We start from the raw sequence: 20663 nt of genomic DNA, 5'->3' as shown, positions 1-20663 counted from the left end.
CTCTCCTTTGGTACAGTAATGAAGTATAAATTAAGAGGAGGACATACATACATGAAACAAATGGACGCTAATGAAATTATTTCATTTATTCAAAATAGTACAAAATCAACACCTGTCAAGGTCTATATCAAAGGAGACTTAGAGGGTATTGAATTTGGTGAACATGCAAAAACGTTTATCACAGGGAACACTGGTGTTGTCTTCGGTGAGTGGAGTGAAATTCAAGAAGCGCTCGCATCAAACAAAGATAAAATTGAAGACGTTGTCGTTGAAAATGACCGCCGTAACTCTGCGATTCCTATGCTAGACTTGAAAAACATTAAAGCACGTATTGAGCCAGGTGCAATCATTCGTGACCAAGTTGAAATCGGTGATAATGCTGTCATCATGATGGGTGCTTCTATTAATATCGGTTCTGTGATCGGCGAAGGTACGATGATTGACATGAACGTGGTGCTTGGTGGCCGCGCAACAGTAGGTAAGAACTGTCATATCGGTGCTGGATCTGTTCTTGCGGGTGTGATTGAGCCGCCGTCTGCTAAACCAGTCGTCGTAGAAGATGATGTTGTCATCGGTGCGAACGCTGTTGTTTTAGAAGGTGTAACAATTGGTAAAGGTGCGGTTGTAGCGGCTGGTGCAATCGTTGTCAACGATGTAGAGCCTTACACAGTTGTAGCAGGTACACCTGCAAAGAAAATCAAAGACATTGATGAAAAAACAAAAGGTAAGACTGAAATCAAACAAGAACTGCGTCAGCTTTAATTTATACAATTCGCAGCAGAAGACATAGACGTGGATGATATATCCACGTTTCAGATTGTTGACAAAGGGCTAAAATGATCTTGATTTTAGCCCTTTTTCTTCTTTTCAGCGTGATTGAAAACCTTTGAAGTCTTGGAAGGACGAGCACCGAATGCGAGGGTTTGTCTACACGCTGAGAAGTGGATGATATATCCACTTCTTATTCGTATAGTGGAAAGGAAGCGAGTTCACTTGTTAAATCACGAGCAATTAATAGCCATTCGAAGAGATTTACACCAAATTCCTGAGCTTGGTTTTCAAGAATTTAAAACACAAGCGTATCTCATCAAGCATCTCGACATGTATTCAAAGGAGCGAATAGAGATTGAAACATGGCGGACTGGGCTTTTTGTAAAAGTAAAGGGAACAAATCCGGCGCGCGTATTTGCTTATCGTGCAGATATGGACGGCCTGTCGATTCCTGAGGAAACTGGGTATCCATTTCAATCTGTGCATGAGGGGAACATGCATGCATGTGGACATGACCTTCATATGACCATTGCTCTTGGTATCATTGATCATTTTGTTCATGAGCCGATCAAAGAGGATCTATTATTTATTTTCCAGCCGGCAGAAGAAGGGCCAGGCGGAGCTGAACCGATGCTTGCAAGTGATGTCCTGAAAAAGTGGACGCCAGACTTTATTACAGCGCTGCATATTGCACCTGAATATCCAGTTGGAACGATTGCAACAAAGCCTGGGATATTATTTGCCAATACGAGTGAGCTTGTGATCGATTTAGAAGGAAAAGGCGGACATGCCGCTTACCCCCATTTAGCAAATGATATGGTTGTTGCTGCAAGTGCACTTGTAGGTCAGCTGCAATCGGTCATTTCACGTAACGTTGATCCTCTTGATAGTGCGGTGATTACAGTTGGAACGATTACTGGCGGAACGGCTCAAAACATCATTGCGCAGCACGCAAAACTCGATGGAACCATTCGTACACTTTCACCAGAGTCTATGGATAAAGTGAGAAAACGAATTGAAGCGCTAGCAAAAGGGATTGAAATTGGCTACGAATGCAAGGCAACCGTTCGATACCCTTCCTCTTATTACGAAGTAGACAATTCAAAGGAACTGACAGAGGAATTTATGTCATATGTAGCCGAAGAAGGGCTTGCGAATGTCATTGAATGCAGAGAAGCTATGACGGGAGAGGATTTTGGCTACATGCTGAAAAAATATCCCGGATTCATGTTTTGGTTAGGGGTCGATTCAGAATATGGCCTGCACCATGCAAAACTCATGCCTGATGAAAAAGCGATTGAAACAGCTGTGAACGTCATGACGGCTTATTTTAAAAAGCAATCAGGTGAATGAATAATCGAGCTGCCTCCTGTACACCTTATGAACAGGAGGTGTTCTTGATTATGACAAGAATTGGTGTAGAACCATCTTTATCCGATGTAGAAGAACTGTTGAAGCAAAAAGGGTATGACGTCGTACGCATTCAAAATGAACAGCAAATGGATCAGTGTGATTGCTATGTGGTGACAGGGCTAGATTCAAATGTTCTTGGCATTTCAGACACAACGACAAAGGCATCCGTTATTACAGCGTCAGGTATGACGGCTGATGAAATTTGTCAAGAAGTAGAACAGCGTGTTCAATAAAACAAGAAAAAGAACCGGTAGATTAGGAACCCGGTTCTTTTTGCTTTTTCTCTATATCGAGCACTTCTTTCATTTTTTTGCGTAAGATTCGTTCTACCCGCCATTGCTCCATTGTTTCGGTTTTCGCAATGATGCGCAGCACAAGGGAAGACGAACCGAACGCCTCCACGCCGACCACCTGAGGACCTTCGATAATTTGAGGGGTTTCCTCTCGTACCTCATCACAGGCAGTTTGTAGGGCTGTAATCATCTGATCCACATTTTCGTCTGGAGATAGCTCAATATCAACGAGTGCCTGCATGGTTCCTCTTGAATGGTTACTAACATTCAGTATGCTTCGATTTGGAATGAAATGAAGGGTGCCATCAAAGCTTCGAAGCTGCGTTGTTCTAAGCCCAATTTGTTCTACGATCCCATCAAAGCCAGCGACCGTTATATATTCGCCCACATCAAATTGTTTTTCTAATAATATAAAGAATCCTGTCACAATATCACTCACTAGCCCCTGAGCCCCAAAACCAATCGCAAGCCCAACAACACCTGCACCAGCTAGTAAAGCGGTCGGGTTATAATGAAATAAGTCGAGGATCATGACAACTAGAATAAAAATTAATAAATAGGCGAAGATATTTAGCGTAAGACTTTGCAGTGTCTGAGCTCGTGATAAAGAGACTTCATGTTTCTCAGAGAATGTGGAATAGGCGCGCTTAATCATCTTGTTCCCTATGGCTCTGATGACAAAATAAAGCACAAAAATAGCGATTAATTTTAGCAAAATCATACTGCTATTGAGGATAATGGAACCCCAATCAACTTGTTCAAATGCTTTCATGTTCTTCAAAACCTTTCTATGTATGCTCTTTAAGAGAAGCTAATCATTTGTTCCCTTATGCAAGTCATGTTAAACTTTTGTTAGTTGAATCGAGAGATTGTCACAAATCGTTAATTAAATTTATTATTAATTAATATTGACTAAAAATCGCTTAAGTATTATAATTGTAATTGTGAAGTTATTAACTAAATGAGAATTTTAACTTTTGATTCTCATTTTATATACAGCTAAGAAGTCTGTATAAAGATATTATTTTATGGAGGGATTTACATATGGCAGAGCGTTTTGTAGGAAAACAAGCTCCACGTTTTGAAATGGAAGCAGTACTTGCTAACAAGGAATTTGGTAAAGTAAGTTTAGAGGAAAACATCAAGAATGACAAATGGACAGTACTTTTCTTCTATCCAATGGATTTCACATTTGTTTGCCCAACTGAAATTACAGCAATGAGCGATCGTTATGACGAGTTCGAAGACTTAGATGCAGAAATCATTGGTGTATCTACTGATACAATCCATACGCATCTTGCTTGGATCAACACAGACCGTAAAGACAATGGTCTAGGTGAATTAAAATACCCACTAGCTGCTGACACAAACCACACAGTATCTAGAGAATACGGCGTTTTAATTGAAGAAGAAGGAATTGCACTTCGCGGTCTATTCATCATTAACCCAGAAGGCGAACTTCAATATCAAACAGTATTCCACAACAATATCGGTCGTGATGTAGATGAGACATTACGTGTTCTTCAAGCATTACAAACTGGTGGACTTTGCCCAGCGAACTGGAAGCCTGGTCAAAAAACACTTTAATTGATAGTTGAAGAAACAGTCTAACTGATGTTAGACCTTCAGATTGTTGACAAAGGGCTAAAATGTTGTTTATTTTAGTCCTTTGTCTTCTTTTCAGCGTGATAGAAAACCTTTGCAGCCCTAGGAAGGACGAGTACTGGAGCGGAGCGAATTCGATATTCGTGAGCACCGGCACGCAGGCTGACACCGAATGCGAGGGTTTGTCTACACGCTGGGGTCTAACTGATGTTAGACCTTTTTGTTTCGAGACATACAATGGATGGAGGCGCTTCATAATGAAATTACGTCAACCAATGCCAGAACTAACTGGTGCAAAAGAATGGTTAAATGGAGAAGTAACAAAAGAAGATCTGATTGGGGACAAACCAACCTTGATTCATTTCTGGTCAGTGAGCTGTCATCTTTGTAAAGAGGCGATGCCTCAAGTCAATCAATTCCGTGATGAATACAAGGATCAACTAAACGTTGTGGCAGTTCATATGCCGCGTTCAGAGGATGATCTAGATCTAGAAAAAATCAAAGAGGTTGCAAAAGAGCATGAAATCACGCAGCCAATCTTCGTGGACAGTGACCATCACTTAACAGAAGCCTTTGAAAACGAATATGTACCAGCATATTATGTATTTGATAAAACAGGTGCTCTGCGCCACTTCCAAGCTGGCGGAAGCGGGATGAAAATGCTTGAAAAACGTGTCAATCGAGTTCTTTCTGAGTCTGAAAAGGCTGCAGAATAGACTTCCCCCCATAAATGGGGGTTTTTTCATGGGTAAAAATAGGCGACATGTTGCACTGGATGGACCTTTCATGTAGGTGTTCTTCCTAAGAAAAGAGAAAATGAGGGAGAAGATTAAAAAATATCCCTGAAACAAAAAGGTATTACGACCTATTTACTTTTTTATTTTGAAATGAAAATGTAAAGATTTTAACTTTTTACTATTCAGAACGTTTTTGCACAAAAGAAATTTCAGTTTGGTAAATAACGATGTAAATCAAGTAGTATAAGCGTTTATTCAAATTTTTTACAATATTTTATAGTTTGTCAAAAGCCTATAGTGGCAATGAAATGGGTGCCGATTTTTCCTCTTTGGCAAAATTTTAGTTGAAAATACCTATCTGTTAGTAAACTGTAAAATGATAAAAAAATAGTTGATAAAATTAGTTTTCTAATCTAATATTTACTATAGAATATTTTTTATATGATGAGGGGGAAAATCCATTGTTTAATGAGAGGGAAGCGTTACGTTTACGATTGGAACAACTAAACGAAGCAGAAGTGAAGGTCATTCGTGAATATCAAATTGAACGAGATGCGATTTATGCAAAATTAAGAGAATTAGACCGTCAAGGAACAGGTCTAGTGACAGATACGAAAAAAGAAGTGCGCACAGAAAGAAAGACGGATTCATTGCCTGTATTAGCTGAGCTAGCTGCGCAAGAAATGAGAAGCTATCAGCAGCCGGCGCAATCACAATCAAATACTACATCACCATTAGGAACAGGTCAGCTAAACGGTGCACCTGTAGGTATTCCTGAAGGATCGACAAGACGCAGAAGAGGCACAGCTAGACCTGGTTCAAAGGCAGCTAAGCTTCGCGAGGCTGCGATCAAAACGTTAAAGCGTCATAATGCGGCAATTAAAAGCTCAGAGCTTCAAAAAGAGATTGAAAAAGAGAGCGGTCTTGAAATTCCTAATATGACCACGTTTATGCAAAGCTTAATTAAAATGTATCCTGAAGTGAAGAAGCCTTATCGCGGACAGTATATTTTAGAAGGCGACATTCAAACAGAAGACGAATAAATAAAAAAGAAACTGCTGGGCGTAAAAGCCGGCAGTTTTTTTATTTCTTACATCATGAGCTATTCATTTCTTTTGGTCAACTGTATAGACAATCTTTCGTTCTTTCGGCATGAGATCCTGCTGCTTTTTGAATCCGTCGATCTTCACTGTCATGACCTCTCCATTTCGCTGCACTGCATCGACTTGTGCCTGTAGTGTCTGAACTTGTTCATTTAGTTTTTTCAAAATAGGTTCAATGCCTTCCATTGTTTGCAGGATAGGGTCTCGTGAGAAGGGCTGTGGATTTGTTTGAGCTGACTGGTCAATATCAGCAAAATGAGATGCGATCCATTCCTCGCTTTCTGCTAACTGTTTTTGATAGCTGGTAAGCGTTTCGTAAAAAATCGTTTCTTTTGTTTTTTCAATGTGCAGTACTTTCTCTTGTGTTTCATAAAAACGCTCCTGAAGGTGCCTGACGCCTTCTTGTAATAACTGGAGCTCTGCGTTTTTATCGCTTAGTGTTTGCTGCAACTTTTCAATCACAGCGGATAAAGTATTTCCTTTTTTCTCCTCTTTTGCAAGCCGTTTATCTTGATCCTGCACGCGTTCATTTAATTGTTGAGAGATTTCCTTGTATTTGACAACTTTTAAATGCAGCCGGTGTTTTTCTTCTGTTTCTTTTCTTCTATGATAGGTTTCCTTTTGCAGCATCTCATGGAGAAGGACGATTTTATGTAATAATTCTGATTTGCTGTAGGAGAGATCCTGTATTTTAGAGGCCGCATCGTCTTGATCAATGGTCATTTCATCCAATTGCTGTTTTAATTGCGTGAAATCTTTTTTCATCTCATGATATTCTTGAGTTAACTTCTTATTTTTAGAATACGTATATGAGGACTGTAAATCAGAAATCATCTGTTGATATTTGGCGTTTTCAGCTTTTAAATATAAATTCTCTTGCGATAGATCATGGAATAGGGGAGAAGCGTGGCGCCGGTTCATAGATAGACCTCCTTATTCATGTTACCAATAAAGTATGCGAAACGAGTGTAATTAGAACAACCATATCAAAGGGGGATGAGACGATGAGCGTAGTGAATGTGATATTAGCTGGAGGAGCTTCCAGACGTTTTGGGGAGCCAAAGGCAAGTCATATGTATCAGGGGAAACCACTGTATGAGCATGTTAAAAAACAGCTTTTGGATGGTCAAACCATCATCATCAGTCATCCAGCACTTCTGCCTTTTTTCAAAGCAAGAGGTGAACAAGCTGTCTGGTTAGATGATGAACAGATGCGCGGGTGCGGGCCGCTTGCCGGCATGTATACCGCTATGCAAAAGCAAGAAGCGAACTGGTATTTAGTGGCTGCATGTGATATGCCTTTTATAAAAAAAGAGACAGCCGAGGCATTAACGTCCTATTGCAACGAGCATGTAGATGCCGTTATCCCGCTTGTGAAGGGCAGATTACAACCCTTGTTTGCGCTTTATCACCGCCGCTGTTTACCATGTATTCATGCGTGTTTAAAAGAGAATCAATTAGCCATCAAAGACTTGCTTCAAAAGCTTCGGGTGCGCGTTGTTCAAGAGGACGAACTAAACGTGACATCAAACGAATTTCACAATATCAATAAAAGAAGCGATTTACCTGAAAACGGTATGATATGATACATAAAAACGATGAGGAGAGAACAGCATTGAAGGAGCGATATTCAAGACAAATTTTGTTCCCTCCGGTAGGGGAAAAAGGCCAGCATGCGCTTGCTGAAAGTCATGTCCTGATCGTTGGAGCTGGTGCACTTGGAACGGCATCTGCTGAAGGGCTTGTCCGGTCTGGAATCGGCACTTTGACGATTATAGATCGTGATTATGTAGAGTTCTCAAATTTACAGAGGCAGCAGCTTTATACGGAACATGATGCAACAGCACATGTGCCAAAAGCGATTGCGTCAAAAAAACGTCTCCAAGAGATCAATCATGAAGTGACCATACATGCCCTTATTGAAGATGCTGGACCTGAGCTGTTAAGGCCATTATTTCAGAGAGCGGATATCGTCATTGATGCGACAGATAACTTTGAGACAAGAATGGTGATGAATGATTTATCGCTGGAAACGAAGACGCCGTGGATATATGGCGCCTGTGTGAGCAGTCAGGGAATGTATATGACCATTCTGCCGGATAAAACGCCGTGCTTATCATGTGTGTTCACAGCAATGCCTGTTGGCGGCTTAACGTGTGATACAGCGGGGATTATTTCTCCTGCTGTTCAAATGGTCTCTGCTTATCAGCAAACTGAGGCACTAAAATATTTAACAGGACATGAAGATCAAATCGAGCGGAAATTTGTCACATTTGATCTTTGGCAGTCTACATCGTTTAAAATGGATGTATCTCGTACGAAGCAGCAGGACTGTCCATCTTGCGGCACGAAAAGAACCTACCCATATGTGCAGGATCAGCGTAAAAAAACGACGATCCTCTGCGGGCGGGACACAGTTCAAATCGTGTCGAAGGATTTAGCGAACCTATCATTTGAGCATTTGAAGGAGCGCTTGACATCTGTTTGTGAGGTGGAAATGAACGACTTCTTAATCCATGTACGCTATGAAACATACCGTATTGTCTGTTTTAAAGGAGGACGTGCATTAATTCATGGGACAAATGATGAAAAGGTAGCCAATTCATTACTAGCAAGACTGCTAGCCATATAGGAGTGAGACAAGATGGAAAGACGACAGCCAATTCCAGTAGAAGAGGCAATTAAGAAAGTCAAACAATATGAAAAGCATGGAGAGGTAGAATGGGTTCCTTTAAAGGATAGTCTTGAGAGATTCATTGCAGAGGATATTGTGGCAGATCATGATGTTCCTGCCTTTGATCGATCTCCGTATGATGGCTTTGCACTTCGGGCAGAAGATACAAAGGAAGCATCAAGCGAGCATCCGGTTGAATTTGAGGTCATTGATCATATTGGTGCAGGAATTGTTTCACCCAAAACCATCGGCCCGTTTCAAGCCATTCGCATCATGACAGGTGCAAAAATTCCAGATGGGGCAAATGTTGTCATCATGATTGAGCTGACTAAGACATTCAAAAAAGACGGCAAATCATTTATGTCACTTAAAAGACCTCTGCAAAAAGGGGATCATATTTCTCGTCAAGGAGAAGAAACCCTCAAAGGGAAAGTAATGGTTAAAAAAGGAACAAAAGTGACTCCAGGCGTCACGGCCATACTGGCGACGTTCGGATATGCAGTGGTGCCAGTTGTCAAAAAGCCTGTGATCGGCATCATTTCAACAGGCACAGAGCTTCTTCAGATAAGTGATGCCATGGTGGACGGCAAAATTAGAAACAGTAATCTTAGTATGGTCTTCGCGCAGGTTCTAGAAGCTGGAGGAGAGCCGCTTGATTTAGGTGGTGTATCCGATGATTTTGATCAAAGCTATCGTGCAGTAAAAGCAGCTTTGAAAAAGGTAGACATGCTCATCACAACAGGTGGTGTGTCAGTGGGTGATTTTGACTTTCTGCCTGCGATTTATGAAAAGCTAGGTGCGGAGGTTTTGTTTAATAAAGTGGCCATGAGACCGGGAAGTGTGACGACCGTTGCTGCGCTGCCAAATGGTCAATTGCTGTTTGGGCTGTCAGGAAATCCTGCTGCCTGCTTTGTTGGCTTTGAATTATTTGTAAAACCGATCATCTTTAGATGGTGCTTGAAAGAAAATCCATATCCTTCTTTTGCCTTGGCAAAGCTGACGCATGATTTTCCAAAAGCCAATCCTTTTACTCGATTTGTCAGAGCAGCATTTAAATATACTGGCAGCGAGCTGAGTGTGACGCCAACTGGTCTTGATAAATCAAGTGCAGTGACCTCTATTGCTGATGCCAACTGTTTGATCGTTTTGCCTGGGGGAACAAGAGGTTTTCAAGCAGGTGATCAGGTCAATGTTCTGCTGTTTCAACACGAAGGTGGTGGCTCTCCATGCTGGATGACAAATTAAGCATATTACAGGTGGTCGGCTATCAAAATAGCGGCAAGACCACATTAATCGAAAAATTATGTCAGTTGGCTGATCATGAAAAACTTAAGCTGGGCTGCTTCAAACATCATGGACATGGCGGGAAACCAGATCGTCTTTTTAAAGAAAAAGATACCGATCGATATGTTCGAGCGGGTGCATTTGCCGCAGGTGTTGAAGGAGAAGGTGAATGTCACTTTTCAATGCAGCACATGACGTTAGAGCAATTGCTCAATATGTGTAAACATCTCCCGTTAGACGCCGTCCTCATTGAGGGATACAAACAGGCACCTTATCGCAAAATCGTTTGCGTAAAAAATGAACAGGAGCTCATCGACCTTTCAACACTTTCCAATATACAAGCAGCCATTTATTTTTCTCAAGAATTTCAACTAACCGAAAATTACGCGTTTCCTGTGTTTTCAGCCTTTGAAAATCGCGGGATGACATGTGCTTTTCATTTATTGAAGGGAGGCAGTCTTGCTTGAGTGAACTTTTTAAAATAACAAAAAAGCCAATTGATGTAAGTGAATTGATTCAGCATGTGACAAGACGAAAGGCAGGAGCTATTACGACGTTTATCGGGACGGTCAGAGAGTGGACAAATGGCAAAAAAACCTTACGTTTAACCTACGAAGCATACATACCAATGGCGGAAAGCATGTTGAGTCAAATTGGACAAGAAATCATGAAACGGTGGCCTGATACGGAAGCAGCCATTGTGCACCGGATTGGGACACTTGAGATCACTGATATTGCTGTTGCGATAGCCGTTTCGTCTCCTCATAGGAAGGCTGCATACGAAGCCAATGAATATGCCATTGAACGAATCAAGGAAATCGTTCCAATTTGGAAAAAAGAATACTGGGAAGATGGAGAAGCCTGGATAGGTGATCAGCTTGAAACAGTTTCTTATCCAGAAGGAAAACCTAGCGATCTTCAACTGAAGGAAAAAGAAGGTGATCGGCATGATTAACGTATTATTGTTTGCCGGCCTCGCTGAGAAGGCCGGTAAACAACACATCATCATTCAAAAAGAGAAAACAACGGTTGATGAGATTAAAATAGAATTACAGGAGGTATATGGTGTTGATGCTGCACAGCATGTGATGGTTGCAGTCAACGAAATATATACGAGGGAAAACACAGAAGTGCGTAGCGGGGACACTGTTGCACTCATTCCTCCTGTAAGTGGTGGATAATAGATATTAGAGGATTTGGTTATGGCCAGCGGCTGTAACCAATTTTTTTATGTGTGAAAAGCTTGTAGAGGTACTTGGGTATGATCTTCGTAAATAAAACATCCCCTTCGTGCTTTAGAAATGTGAGGATCGAGCTGCTGGATGAGATCATACAATTCGCTGATTCGTCTCACATTGAAATCTGTTTGAGCTTGAAGCTGTTCTTTTAATTCTTTTGTGCTTACGATGCTTCCCTTTTTCTCTTTAATAATATCTACACATCTTGCAGCGTAGTATATTTTGTCATTAGAGGGTCTGCTTTCTTTCATATCAAGTAATTTGAGCTCATGATAAATCAGTTCTCTTTCCTTTCGAAAGTATTGCCATGCTTCTTGTTCCTTTTCATAAAGTAAAATCAATTGCATTTTCAATTTTTCTCTTAACATTCACTTGACTCCATTTCCACTATCATTTAACCTACCTCTATTTTACATTATATGAAAAAATAACTTTTGATCAAGTAAAATCCTTTTATTTTTAATTTTTTAATATGAAAGTATTGATACTAAAGTCTCTGTTGTTCTATAAAAGAAACCGATCAAGGCCCTATAAAGCCGGGATTCGTCATCATTACTAGGATTATTTTAACAAAAAATTGTTGTGTTTAACTGTGACCATCCGAATCCATAGGAAAAGGATATTTATTCCGATAGGCATGTTGTTTACTTGATAAAATGTTTTTAGGTAAGTGAAATCCTTATTTTTTGCTATGAATATGGTCTAATCAAGGTGTGATTTGGAGGTTGTTGTTTGTGAAAGTAGAATAATAGGTACAATTCTTCCTTAATGAAAAAATAAGAAAATCAAATGATCTATCACTTATTGGCAATCTTTTGATAAAATAGAAACAATAAGAGAACGGTGGAACGTTTTTGGATTATTACTGCATATGGAGAGGATGACATCTGATGAAAAAAACATTAAACAAGCCTACGATCATAGGCGTGAGCATAAGACCAACAGAGCATTTAAAAAGAGTGTGGGAAAATCCAGTCGTTTGGTGGCCATTATGCTGCGTGCTTGTATTGACAGTCATTGTCACTTATTTATCTGAGCTCGTAAATGCTGGATTGTGGGCGGAATTAAGCGTACCGCTACCTGTTGTGTATGTGACGACGCTAATTGGTCTTATTCTAGGGATCGTCATCAACGCTGCAATCTATAAATTTATCGTCTTTTTAGCAAAAGGAGATGCGTCGTTTCAGCAGCTGTTTTCAGGTGTGCTGTATATCACACCAATTACGATCATAGGAACGATTATTTCTCATTTGGCAGTCGTCTTGTTCCATGTTCCAAAGGATATCACTGTCACGTCATTAAACGCGCTCATTCACCTATCAGGTCCTTGGCATGCTGTGTTAGCCAATATTGATCTGTTTGTCATTTGGAGTCTCGTTTTAACAGGCTTTTTATTTATCCAAGTCGGCCGTATTTCGCCGAAAATATCCTGGACCATTGTCGGCGTTTTTTATGTACTTTCTTTAATTTTCCAATATGTAGGAAACGCAATTAACATATCAGTAAGCTGGGGGTAGAATGTCTTTATGAGAAAGAAAATCATCATCGGATCCATTTTGATCATTGTGATTGGTCTATTTATTGGATTTAACATTGCAAAAAACCAATCAAAGCCTGCTTCTACAGCAGCATTTAAAACAGTGAAACTCACGCCAAAAGAAATAACATCAACTGTGATGACACCTGGGACACTTTCATTCTCTGAGGAGCAATACATTTATGTAGAAGAGGAAAAGGGGAAACTGAAAGAGATTGCTGTGAAAGAAGGGGAAAAGGTAAAGGCTGGAACGCCGCTCCTGACTTATGAAAATAAGGAACTGGATCTTGAACAAAAACAGCAAGCGCTAGCAGCTGAATCAAGTACGTTAAAACTAGAACAATTGCAAAATAGACTTGGTGAATTAAAGCAAACAAACACAGACGAGTCGAGCTCTAACCTTAAAAACGAGCGAGATCAGCTTGAATTAGAATTGAAAGCTGCTCAATTAGAACAACAACAAGCCGAGCTCAACCAAGAAAAAGTAAAAGCACAAATAGAAGATTTAACGATACATAGCAAAATTGAAGGAACAGTGATCTCCATAGAGCAAGATGCTGTAGCAGGGAAGCTGGAAGATAGACAGCCGGTAATCCATATTGGCAATGAGAAAAAAATGATCGTGCGAGGCTTGATCTCTGAGTATGACGCTATGAAAGTCAAAAAGAAACAAAAAGTAAAGATAACGTCTGATGTCATTCGCGGAAAGAGCTGGCAAGGAGTGGTGAAAAAAGTGGGCGCCGTTCCTGCCCAGTCAACAGCAGAAACAAACGCTAGTGATCAAACGGTTCAATATCCAGTTGAAATTGAAATAAAGGGGAAAAAACCTGAGGCAAAACCAGGCTTTAAAATGATCATGGAAATTGAAACGGACAAGCGCCAAGCGCAAACGATTCCTGAAACATCAGTGAAAAAAGAGAATGATGGACCATATGTTTATGTTGTGGAGAAGAATGTACTGAAAAAAGTAAAAGTGAACCTAGGGGAAACGTCAGGTCATGTTCTTGAAGTGACAAAAGGTTTAACAACAGAGGATCAAATCATTGCAAATCCATCAGATGACATGTATGACGGAATGGAAGTGAATGCTGAATGATTCAGCTTTCAAACGTGACAAAAAGCTATGAGGTTGCACAAGAAACATTTGATGTATTAAGTGAAATGGATCTTGTCATTGAAAAGGGCGAGTATATGTCGATTATGGGGCCTTCGGGGTCTGGAAAGTCGACGTTAATGAATATCATCGGCTGTTTAGACCGCCCAACCTCAGGACAATATCATTTTCAAGGAACAGAGCTGTCAGCAGCAAAGGATCAAGAGCTTGCAGTGATTCGAAATCAATCCATTGGGTTTGTTTTTCAGCAATTTCATTTGCTGCCTAGATTAAATGCGAGGAAAAATGTTGAACTCCCGATGATTTACGCTGGTATCGGTCAAAAGGAAAGAAGAGAACGTGCGGAGATAGCACTTCAAAAGGTTGGTTTGGCGGATCGAATGAAACATATGCCAAGTGAGTTATCAGGAGGTCAAAAGCAAAGGGTGGCGATTGCACGTGCAATTGTCAATAAACCCCAGCTTATCTTAGCGGATGAACCGACAGGCGCTCTTGACTCAAAAACAAGCTTCTCGATTATGGAACAGTTTTCACAGCTGAATGAGGAAGGGACAACGGTTGTGCTTGTGACTCATGAAGAAGAAATAGCTGCATATACAAATCGGACGGTCATTGTGAGAGATGGTCGCCTCGTTGAAGATAGTTGGAAGCAAGGGGACGCTATGAATGAAACTCTTTGAAAATATCAAAATAGCGCTGAATTCTGTATTAGCTCATAAATTACGTTCTATTTTAACGATGCTTGGGATTATTATTGGTGTTGGGTCGGTCATTGCAGTTGTGGCCATCGGTCAAGGCGGTGAGCAAATGTTGAAAAAATCGATTTCAGGGCCAAACAATACCATTGATATGATGTATACACCTTCTGATGAAGAGTTACATGCGAATCCAAATGCCTTATTTGAAGCCGCATTTACTGAAGAAGACATAAAAAGTATTCAAACAATCAATGGGGTGAAACAGATCGCCTCCTCGACGGCACAAGGAATGCAATTGAGATTTCAAGAGACGACAGTTGATGCTACAGTGAACGGCATTAATGAAGGTTATACGAATGTACATTCATTACAAATAGCAGAAGGACAGGATTTAAAAGATATTGACTTTAGAAGCGGCAGAAGAGCAGCTCTCATCTCAGAAGGTCTAAAAAAAGAACTATTTAATGGACAAAAGGCATTAGGCGAGATGATTTGGATGAACGGACAGCCTGTTGAAGTCATCGGTGTTTTAGCAAAACAGGAAGGGATGTTTTCATTTGATCTGAATGAAATATATGTCCCATTCGCGATGCTCACCTCAACATTTGGTTTAAATGAATATGATAAATTGTCTATTCAAGTAGCGCATGCTGATCAAATGAAGGAAGTAGGAAAGAACGCGGCTGCTTTATTAAATGAAAATCACCGTACAGAAGATGCTTACGAAATGATGAATATGGAAGAAATCGCTGCAGGCATCGGTCAAATTACATCTATTATGACAACGATCATTGGCTCCATTGCCGGTATCTCCTTACTTGTCGGCGGCATCGGTGTCATGAATATTATGCTCGTTTCTGTGACAGAAAGGACAAGGGAAATTGGTATTCGAAAGGCACTTGGGGCAACCAGGGCTCAAATACTTGTTCAGTTTTTAATTGAGTCTGTCGTTTTAACACTCATCGGCGGGTTGATGGGGATCGCACTTGGCTTAGGTGGTGCCTCGCTCGTGTCCCTATTTGCCGGCTGGCCATCTCTTGTGTCGTGGCAAGTGGTGTGTGGCGGTGTGCTGTTTAGTATGCTTATTGGGATCATTTTTGGGTTAATCCCTGCGAATAAAGCAGCAAGACTTGATCCCATTGAATCGCTTAGGTATGAATAATACGGTGAAGGAAAAGAGCAACAAATCGTCTGTCTTCATCCTGAATGAAGCATCTGAAGCTTTTATGCAAATCGCATAAAGGCTTTTTTTAGTTCCTCTGAATGAAATGAAAAATGATAGAAATGCTAATATCATGACTTTCATCTTTATGTCACATATTTTTCAGTTTACAAATGGTACATATAAAGGTAAGATGACCATTGTGAAAGATTTTGATAGTTATTGAATGTATTTGATTGTTTTGTATTGATAATGTAGAAAAAAGCGATTACAATAAAGGTGCGCGCAAAATGAATACGTTTTCAAAAGGGGGTGTTTTCATGTTGACACCGGAAAGACACCAACTCATTATCGATTACTTAGAAGAAAATGATGTCGTCAAAATACAGGACTTAACGATGATGACAGATGCTTCTGAATCTACAATTAGAAGAGATTTATCAGCCCTTGAAGAAAAAGGATTCCTCAAAAGAGTACATGGGGGAGCGGCGAAGATATCGAGTATTCGCCTTGAACCAGATGTATTCGAGAAATCTGCCAAAAACCTTCAAGAAAAGTCATTGGTTGCACAGGCAGCTGCATCGCTTTTAAAACAAGGCGATTGCATTTATTTAGATGCTGGTACGACGACACAGCAAATGATTGAATATATCGACCCAGATCAAGACATTGTTGTGGTGACAAACGGTGTTATGCACATTGAAGCACTCATGAGAAAAGGCATTTCTTTTTACCTGATAGGCGGATCAGTCAAACATCGAACAGGAGCCATGGTGGGAGCCGCAGCTTTGACAGCGATGGAGAATTACCGTTTTGACAAAAGCTTTGTTGGGACGAATGGCATTCATCCCGAGGCGGGGTTTACAACACCTGATCCAGAGGAAGCGCTCATGAAAAAAAGAGCCATGAAGCAGGCGAAAAAAACCTATATCTTATCAGATGCCTCAAAGTTTGGCGAAATATCGTTTTCGGCCTTTGCTAGTTTACAGGAAGCGACCATTATCACAAACGATGCAATAGAGGATTCATTCGATAATTACCATGAAAAAACGGTTATAAAGGTAGTGAAAACATGATTTATACAGTTACTTTAAACCCATCAGTTGATTACATCGTACATGTAGAGAATTTTGCTGTCGGCGATTTAAATCGTTCAACCTACGACAAAAAATATCCAGGTGGTAAAGGAATCAATGTCTCAAGGCTTTTAAAACGTCACGGTGTTGAATCGAAAGCACTTGGATTCATTGGCGGTTTTACAGGCAAATATATTCAAGACTTTTTACAAAACGAACAATTACAAACAGCCTTTCACGAGGTGTCAGAAGATACACGAATAAATGTGAAACTAAAAACAGGTGAAGAAACAGAAATCAATGGACTGGGACCAAGTATTACAGAAACGCAATTTGAGTCATTTCTATCCCAATTTACTTCATTGACTGAAGGAGATCTCGTTGTATTAGCTGGCAGCATTCCTTCTTCATTGCCTCATAACACGTATGAGCGTATTGCTGAAGTATGCGCGCAGCAAGGCGTAAAAGTGGTACTTGATATTTCTGGGGAAGCGTTAAAAAAAGCTGCACATTTGAAACCGTTCTTAATGAAACCAAACCATCATGAGTTAGGTGAAATGTTTGATACAAGTATTTCGTCTGCAGAAGAAGCCATTCCTTATGGAAAAAAGCTGTTAGAACAAGGTGCTGAACATGTCATCGTATCCATGGCAGGGGACGGAGCCCTTTTGTTCAGTAACGAAGGCATCTATCAGTCCAATGTTCCAAAGGGCACGCTCATCAACTCAGTTGGTGCAGGGGATTCAGTCGTTGCAGGGTTTTTAGCCGGCGTTTCGAAAGGTCTTTCAATAGAAGCGTCATTTAAGCTTGGTGTTACATCAGGAAGCGCTACAGCATTTTCTGAGGAGCTTGGAACAAAAGAGCTTGTTGACACCCTATTACCACAAGTAAAAGTCACACGCATTTAAAGGAGGAGTCACCATGAAAATTACAGAACTACTCACGAAGCATACGATTAAGCTTCAATTAGATAGCCAGCAGAAAGAATCAGTCATTGAAGAGCTTGTCACTGTATTAGATACAGCAGGCAAATTAAATGATAAAGAAGGCTACAAAGAAGCTGTTATCAATCGTGAAAAACAGAGCTCGACTGGTATTGGCGAAGGAATTGCGATCCCTCACGCTAAAACATCAAGTGTGAAAGAACCTGCCATTGCATTTGGACGCTCGACTGCTGGTGTAGACTATGAATCACTTGACGGACAGCCAAGTCATTTAGTCTTTATGATTGCAGCAACTGAAGGCGCAAACAACACGCATTTAGAAGCACTTTCTCGTTTATCAACACTTCTTATGCGTGAAGAAATCCGCAAGCAACTGCTTGAAGCGGCAACTGAAGATGAAATCATTGACATCATCAATACACATGACAAGGATGATGAAGAAGAAGAGGAAGTCAATGAGGAGCCGGCTGCATCAGGAAAACCTGCTAAGATTTTAGCGGTGACAGCTTGCCCAACTGGTATTGCACATACCTTTATGGCGGCAGATGCTTTGAAAGAAAAAGCAAAAGAAATGGGCGTTGACATTAAAGTTGAGACAAACGGCTCAAGTGGAATTAAACATGCCCTGACAGCAAAAGAAATTGAAGAAGCACCAGCCATCATTGTGGCAGCTGACAAACAAGTTGAAATGGAACGCTTTAAAGGCAAACATGTCATTGAAGTACCTGTGACAGCTGGAATTCGCCGTCCGCAGGAATTGATTGAAAAAGCAATCAATCAGGATGCGCCGATCTATAAAGGCTCAGGCGGGAGCTCTTCAAAAGACGGAAATGAATCATCTGGTAGGGGAAGAAGTGGATTTTATAAGCACTTAATGAGTGGTGTAAGCAACATGCTTCCATTTGTTGTTGGGGGCGGTATCCTCGTTGCGATTTCATTCTTCTGGGGAATTAAGTCAGCAGATCCTAATGATCCTTCTTTCAATTCATTCGCAGCTGTATTAAAAGGAATTGGCGGAGATAATGCGCTTGCCTTAATCGTTGCTGTATTAGCTGGATTTATCGCCATGAGTATTGCAGACCGTCCAGGTTTTGCGCCAGGTATGGTCGGTGGATTTATGGCCTCTGCTGCAGGTGCAGGATTCTTAGGCGGACTAATTGCTGGTTTCCTTGCTGGTTACATCGTGGTGCTCTTGAAAAAGGTATTCACAATCGTCCCGCAGTCACTCGACGGGATTAAACCGGTACTGCTGTATCCGTTGTTCGGTATTTTCTTTACAGGTATTATTATGCATTATGTTGTCAACACGCCAGTCAAAATGGTGATGGACGGATTAACACACTGGCTTGAATCATTAGGTACTGGAAACCTTGTCTTAATGGGAATTATTTTAGCTGGTATGATGGCGATTGATATGGGTGGCCCAATTAACAAAGCGGCTTACACATTTGGTCTTGCGATGATCGCTGCTGGGAACTATGCCCCTCATGCTGCGATTATGGCAGGCGGAATGGTTCCACCACTAGGTATTGCTCTTGCGACAACGATCTTTAGAAATAAATTCTCAAAACGTGACCGCGAAGCAGGTATTACATGCTACTTCATGGGGGCCGCTTTTATCACTGAAGGGGCGATCCCGTTTGCAGCGGCAGATCCTCTGCGTGTGATTCCTTCAGCTGTTGTAGGTGCAGCAGTTGCTGGCGGATTAACAGAGTTCTTTAGAGTCACGCTTCCTGCACCACACGGCGGACTATTCGTTTTCTGGGTAACCAATCATCCAGTTCTTTATATCATCAGCATCTTAATCGGTGCCGTTGTCACAGCGCTTTTACTTGGTATTTTGAAAAAACCAGTCAATCAAGAAGCGTAATTGAAAAGAAGCATCGTGAAAAACGGTGCTTCTTTTAGTTTAATCATCAACAAATTAGGAAAAAATATCTAATTGAATGGTTGTCTTGTGAATTTTTAAATGACATATGATAAAGTAAAGTTATTCAATTCACGTTTCAAGTCTTTTAGCAGAAAGTCTTAGGAGGAAGCAGTATTTTGAACGAAGAAAACAAACAAAACGAAAATGACATTCAATCTGATGCAAAGCAAGCCAAAACAGAGAAGAAAAGTTCACTGTTTGAATGGATCAAAGCCATTTTGATTGCACTTGCGCTCGTCTTTCTCATCCGTACGTTTATATTTGAGCCGTATGTAGTGGAAGGAGAGTCAATGGAACCAACCCTTCATGACGGGGAAAAGCTGTTTGTCAACAAAACCATTAACTATCTCGGTAGGGTCAAACGCGGTGACATCGTTATTATTAATGGAAAAGACGGTCAGAAAATTCATTATGTAAAACGATTGATCGGCCTTCCAGGAGACACGATTGAAATGAAGGATGATACCCTTTACATCAATGGTAAAAAAGTAGACGAGCCTTATTTAAAAGAAAACAAGGCGCATGCGAAAGAGTATGAAGTGCATTTGACGGGGGATTTTGGTCCAGTGAAAGTACCGAAAAACGATTACTTTGTGATGGGGGACAACAGACTTAATTCCATGGACAGCCGAAATGGACTTGGACTCATTGAAAAGGATCGGATTGTCGGGACATCAGAATTTGTTTTCTTCCCATTTGGCGACATTCGGCAAACAAAATAAAAGCACCCTTCTCAGGTGCGTGAGAAAAGTGCTTGAATGGACGACCCTTAAAAGAAGGGTCGTTTTTAATTTGGCGTGAGCACCGTCACAATGAGCACAATCGCCAACACAGAAGCGAAGACAGACCCAGTAATGGCTAAAACGGACCGAAACAATCCGATCTTCTGATTTTCTTTCCCTCGCTTTTGTAAAAAGCGTTTCGAAAAGATGTGTACCAGTGTGTAAATAAGCACAAGCCCAATATAAAGGCCAAAATCCCTCGCATTAAAGCCTGTTGCAGATAAATAAATACCCATAAAGAAAATCAATAAACAGTATTCCATCAGTGTAAGTAATCTCAAATCGCACGAACTCCTTCAACA

Annotated in this window: 24 protein-coding genes; 20 read left to right on the top strand and 4 right to left on the bottom strand. The window is 40.8% G+C overall.

What is annotated here, in order from left to right:
* Nucleotides 1-51: 51 nt before the first annotated feature.
* The 3 genes from dapD (at nucleotide 52) to IEE86_RS07335 (ending at nucleotide 2417) form a co-directional block, all read left to right on the top strand.
* Nucleotides 52-762, top strand: a complete 711-nt coding sequence (dapD, locus tag IEE86_RS07345; protein ID WP_008347987.1) for a 2,3,4,5-tetrahydropyridine-2,6-dicarboxylate N-acetyltransferase — start codon at nucleotides 52-54, stop codon at nucleotides 760-762.
* A gap of 183 nt (nucleotides 763-945) precedes the next feature.
* Entirely contained in the window at nucleotides 946-2124 is a 1179-nt protein-coding gene (locus IEE86_RS07340; RefSeq protein ID WP_191096620.1) for an N-acetyldiaminopimelate deacetylase, read from the top strand.
* 50 nt (nucleotides 2125-2174) lie between these two features.
* Complete coding sequence (locus tag IEE86_RS07335) at nucleotides 2175-2417, top strand: YkuS family protein (RefSeq protein ID WP_003211408.1); 243 nt, start codon at nucleotides 2175-2177, stop codon at nucleotides 2415-2417.
* 22 nt (nucleotides 2418-2439) lie between these two features.
* Here IEE86_RS07335 and IEE86_RS07330 read toward each other — a convergent pair whose 3' ends face one another.
* The gene (locus IEE86_RS07330; RefSeq protein ID WP_191096619.1) at nucleotides 2440-3249 is read right to left on the bottom strand and encodes a mechanosensitive ion channel family protein; all 810 of its coding nucleotides are present in this window, start codon (nucleotides 3247-3249) and stop codon (nucleotides 2440-2442) included.
* 272 nt (nucleotides 3250-3521) lie between these two features.
* Between IEE86_RS07330 and ahpA the strand changes: the two genes are divergently transcribed.
* The 3 genes from ahpA (at nucleotide 3522) to IEE86_RS07315 (ending at nucleotide 5862) form a co-directional block, all read left to right on the top strand.
* Entirely contained in the window at nucleotides 3522-4064 is a 543-nt protein-coding gene (gene ahpA, locus IEE86_RS07325; protein ID WP_007498654.1) for a biofilm-specific peroxidase AhpA, read from the top strand.
* 275 nt (nucleotides 4065-4339) lie between these two features.
* Nucleotides 4340-4798: a TlpA family protein disulfide reductase gene (locus IEE86_RS07320; RefSeq protein WP_024424727.1), complete on the top strand. Its 459-nt coding sequence runs from the start codon at nucleotides 4340-4342 to the stop codon at nucleotides 4796-4798.
* A gap of 482 nt (nucleotides 4799-5280) precedes the next feature.
* The gene (locus IEE86_RS07315; RefSeq protein ID WP_191096618.1) at nucleotides 5281-5862 is read left to right on the top strand and encodes a Rok-like winged helix domain-containing protein; all 582 of its coding nucleotides are present in this window, start codon (nucleotides 5281-5283) and stop codon (nucleotides 5860-5862) included.
* Between the two features lie 63 nt (nucleotides 5863-5925).
* Here IEE86_RS07315 and IEE86_RS07310 read toward each other — a convergent pair whose 3' ends face one another.
* Nucleotides 5926-6843, bottom strand: coding sequence for a coiled-coil domain-containing protein (locus tag IEE86_RS07310; RefSeq protein ID WP_191096617.1), 918 nt, complete (start codon nucleotides 6841-6843; stop codon nucleotides 5926-5928).
* A gap of 83 nt (nucleotides 6844-6926) precedes the next feature.
* Here IEE86_RS07310 and IEE86_RS07305 point away from each other — a divergent pair, with 83 nt between their 5' ends.
* Genes IEE86_RS07305 through moaD form a run of 6 tightly spaced genes read left to right on the top strand, consistent with a single transcriptional unit; the run spans nucleotide 6927 to nucleotide 11061 of the window.
* Entirely contained in the window at nucleotides 6927-7508 is a 582-nt protein-coding gene (locus IEE86_RS07305; protein ID WP_191096616.1) for a molybdenum cofactor guanylyltransferase, read from the top strand.
* 29 nt (nucleotides 7509-7537) lie between these two features.
* Complete coding sequence (locus IEE86_RS07300; RefSeq protein ID WP_191096615.1) at nucleotides 7538-8554, top strand: ThiF family adenylyltransferase; 1017 nt, start codon at nucleotides 7538-7540, stop codon at nucleotides 8552-8554.
* Between the two features lie 12 nt (nucleotides 8555-8566).
* Nucleotides 8567-9841 carry a molybdopterin molybdotransferase MoeA gene (locus IEE86_RS07295; RefSeq protein ID WP_191096614.1) on the top strand — a complete coding sequence of 425 codons (1275 nt, stop codon included), beginning with the start codon at nucleotides 8567-8569 and terminating at the stop codon, nucleotides 9839-9841.
* A complete protein-coding gene (gene mobB / locus IEE86_RS07290; protein WP_191096613.1) occupies nucleotides 9823-10347 on the top strand; it encodes a molybdopterin-guanine dinucleotide biosynthesis protein B in 525 nt (174 codons plus the stop codon). The genes IEE86_RS07295 and mobB overlap by 19 nt, the downstream gene beginning before the upstream one ends.
* Nucleotides 10344-10835 (top strand): molybdenum cofactor biosynthesis protein MoaE, encoded by a 492-nt coding sequence (locus IEE86_RS07285; RefSeq protein ID WP_224740864.1) that lies wholly within the window; start codon nucleotides 10344-10346, stop codon nucleotides 10833-10835. The genes mobB and IEE86_RS07285 overlap by 4 nt, the downstream gene beginning before the upstream one ends.
* Nucleotides 10828-11061 (top strand): molybdopterin converting factor subunit 1, encoded by a 234-nt coding sequence (gene moaD, locus IEE86_RS07280; protein ID WP_191096611.1) that lies wholly within the window; start codon nucleotides 10828-10830, stop codon nucleotides 11059-11061. Before IEE86_RS07285 ends, moaD begins: the two co-directional genes overlap by 8 nt.
* 47 nt (nucleotides 11062-11108) lie before the next feature.
* Here moaD and IEE86_RS07275 read toward each other — a convergent pair whose 3' ends face one another.
* On the bottom strand, nucleotides 11109-11486 hold the full coding sequence (locus tag IEE86_RS07275; protein ID WP_191096610.1) for a Rok-like winged helix domain-containing protein: 378 nt from the start codon (nucleotides 11484-11486) through the stop codon (nucleotides 11109-11111).
* Between the two features lie 522 nt (nucleotides 11487-12008).
* Between IEE86_RS07275 and yknW the strand changes: the two genes are divergently transcribed.
* The 8 genes from yknW (at nucleotide 12009) to lepB (ending at nucleotide 20301) form a co-directional block, all read left to right on the top strand.
* Complete coding sequence (gene yknW, locus IEE86_RS07270) at nucleotides 12009-12635, top strand: YknW family membrane protein (protein ID WP_191096609.1); 627 nt, start codon at nucleotides 12009-12011, stop codon at nucleotides 12633-12635.
* 9 nt (nucleotides 12636-12644) lie between these two features.
* Entirely contained in the window at nucleotides 12645-13751 is a 1107-nt protein-coding gene (locus IEE86_RS07265; protein WP_191096608.1) for an efflux RND transporter periplasmic adaptor subunit, read from the top strand.
* Entirely contained in the window at nucleotides 13748-14449 is a 702-nt protein-coding gene (locus IEE86_RS07260; protein WP_191096607.1) for an ABC transporter ATP-binding protein, read from the top strand. The genes IEE86_RS07265 and IEE86_RS07260 overlap by 4 nt, the downstream gene beginning before the upstream one ends.
* Nucleotides 14436-15629 (top strand): ABC transporter permease, encoded by a 1194-nt coding sequence (locus IEE86_RS07255; RefSeq protein ID WP_191096606.1) that lies wholly within the window; start codon nucleotides 14436-14438, stop codon nucleotides 15627-15629. Before IEE86_RS07260 ends, IEE86_RS07255 begins: the two co-directional genes overlap by 14 nt.
* Before the next feature lie 320 nt (nucleotides 15630-15949).
* Nucleotides 15950-16705: a DeoR/GlpR family DNA-binding transcription regulator gene (locus tag IEE86_RS07250; RefSeq protein ID WP_191096605.1), complete on the top strand. Its 756-nt coding sequence runs from the start codon at nucleotides 15950-15952 to the stop codon at nucleotides 16703-16705.
* A complete protein-coding gene (gene pfkB / locus IEE86_RS07245; protein ID WP_191096604.1) occupies nucleotides 16702-17613 on the top strand; it encodes a 1-phosphofructokinase in 912 nt (303 codons plus the stop codon). The genes IEE86_RS07250 and pfkB overlap by 4 nt, the downstream gene beginning before the upstream one ends.
* A gap of 13 nt (nucleotides 17614-17626) precedes the next feature.
* Nucleotides 17627-19519, top strand: coding sequence for a PTS fructose transporter subunit IIABC (locus tag IEE86_RS07240; RefSeq protein WP_191096603.1), 1893 nt, complete (start codon nucleotides 17627-17629; stop codon nucleotides 19517-19519).
* A 209-nt stretch (nucleotides 19520-19728) separates the two neighbouring features.
* Nucleotides 19729-20301: a signal peptidase I gene (gene lepB, locus IEE86_RS07235; RefSeq protein WP_318010273.1), complete on the top strand. Its 573-nt coding sequence runs from the start codon at nucleotides 19729-19731 to the stop codon at nucleotides 20299-20301.
* A gap of 65 nt (nucleotides 20302-20366) precedes the next feature.
* Here the strand turns inward: lepB and IEE86_RS07230 are convergent, their stop codons facing one another.
* The gene (locus IEE86_RS07230; RefSeq protein WP_191096601.1) at nucleotides 20367-20642 is read right to left on the bottom strand and encodes a hypothetical protein; all 276 of its coding nucleotides are present in this window, start codon (nucleotides 20640-20642) and stop codon (nucleotides 20367-20369) included.
* Nucleotides 20643-20663: the final 21 nt, after the last annotated feature.

It is taken from the genome of Bacillus crepusculi (assembly GCF_014764715.1).
Classification (GTDB): domain Bacteria; phylum Bacillota; class Bacilli; order Bacillales; family Bacillaceae; genus Bacillus.
This window is presented reverse-complemented; position numbering and strand designations above follow the sequence as displayed.

Coding starts and splice junctions, on each gene's coding strand:
- ahpA (WP_007498654.1), top strand. CDS start 3,522: ATGGCAGAGCGTTTTGTAGGAAAACAAGCTCCACGTTTTGAAATGGAA.
- mobB (WP_191096613.1), top strand. CDS start 9,823: ATGCTGGATGACAAATTAAGCATATTACAGGTGGTCGGCTATCAAAAT.
- IEE86_RS07335 (WP_003211408.1), top strand. CDS start 2,175: ATGACAAGAATTGGTGTAGAACCATCTTTATCCGATGTAGAAGAACTG.
- dapD (WP_008347987.1), top strand. CDS start 52: ATGAAACAAATGGACGCTAATGAAATTATTTCATTTATTCAAAATAGT.
- IEE86_RS07275 (WP_191096610.1), bottom strand. CDS start 11,486: ATGTTAAGAGAAAAATTGAAAATGCAATTGATTTTACTTTATGAAAAG.
- IEE86_RS07340 (WP_191096620.1), top strand. CDS start 946: ATGATATATCCACTTCTTATTCGTATAGTGGAAAGGAAGCGAGTTCAC.
- IEE86_RS07320 (WP_024424727.1), top strand. CDS start 4,340: ATGAAATTACGTCAACCAATGCCAGAACTAACTGGTGCAAAAGAATGG.
- IEE86_RS07310 (WP_191096617.1), bottom strand. CDS start 6,843: ATGAACCGGCGCCACGCTTCTCCCCTATTCCATGATCTATCGCAAGAG.
- IEE86_RS07305 (WP_191096616.1), top strand. CDS start 6,927: ATGAGCGTAGTGAATGTGATATTAGCTGGAGGAGCTTCCAGACGTTTT.
- IEE86_RS07250 (WP_191096605.1), top strand. CDS start 15,950: ATGTTGACACCGGAAAGACACCAACTCATTATCGATTACTTAGAAGAA.
- IEE86_RS07295 (WP_191096614.1), top strand. CDS start 8,567: ATGGAAAGACGACAGCCAATTCCAGTAGAAGAGGCAATTAAGAAAGTC.
- IEE86_RS07330 (WP_191096619.1), bottom strand. CDS start 3,249: ATGAAAGCATTTGAACAAGTTGATTGGGGTTCCATTATCCTCAATAGC.
- IEE86_RS07265 (WP_191096608.1), top strand. CDS start 12,645: ATGAGAAAGAAAATCATCATCGGATCCATTTTGATCATTGTGATTGGT.
- IEE86_RS07240 (WP_191096603.1), top strand. CDS start 17,627: ATGAAAATTACAGAACTACTCACGAAGCATACGATTAAGCTTCAATTA.
- yknW (WP_191096609.1), top strand. CDS start 12,009: ATGAAAAAAACATTAAACAAGCCTACGATCATAGGCGTGAGCATAAGA.
- pfkB (WP_191096604.1), top strand. CDS start 16,702: ATGATTTATACAGTTACTTTAAACCCATCAGTTGATTACATCGTACAT.
- IEE86_RS07255 (WP_191096606.1), top strand. CDS start 14,436: ATGAAACTCTTTGAAAATATCAAAATAGCGCTGAATTCTGTATTAGCT.
- IEE86_RS07260 (WP_191096607.1), top strand. CDS start 13,748: ATGATTCAGCTTTCAAACGTGACAAAAAGCTATGAGGTTGCACAAGAA.
- moaD (WP_191096611.1), top strand. CDS start 10,828: ATGATTAACGTATTATTGTTTGCCGGCCTCGCTGAGAAGGCCGGTAAA.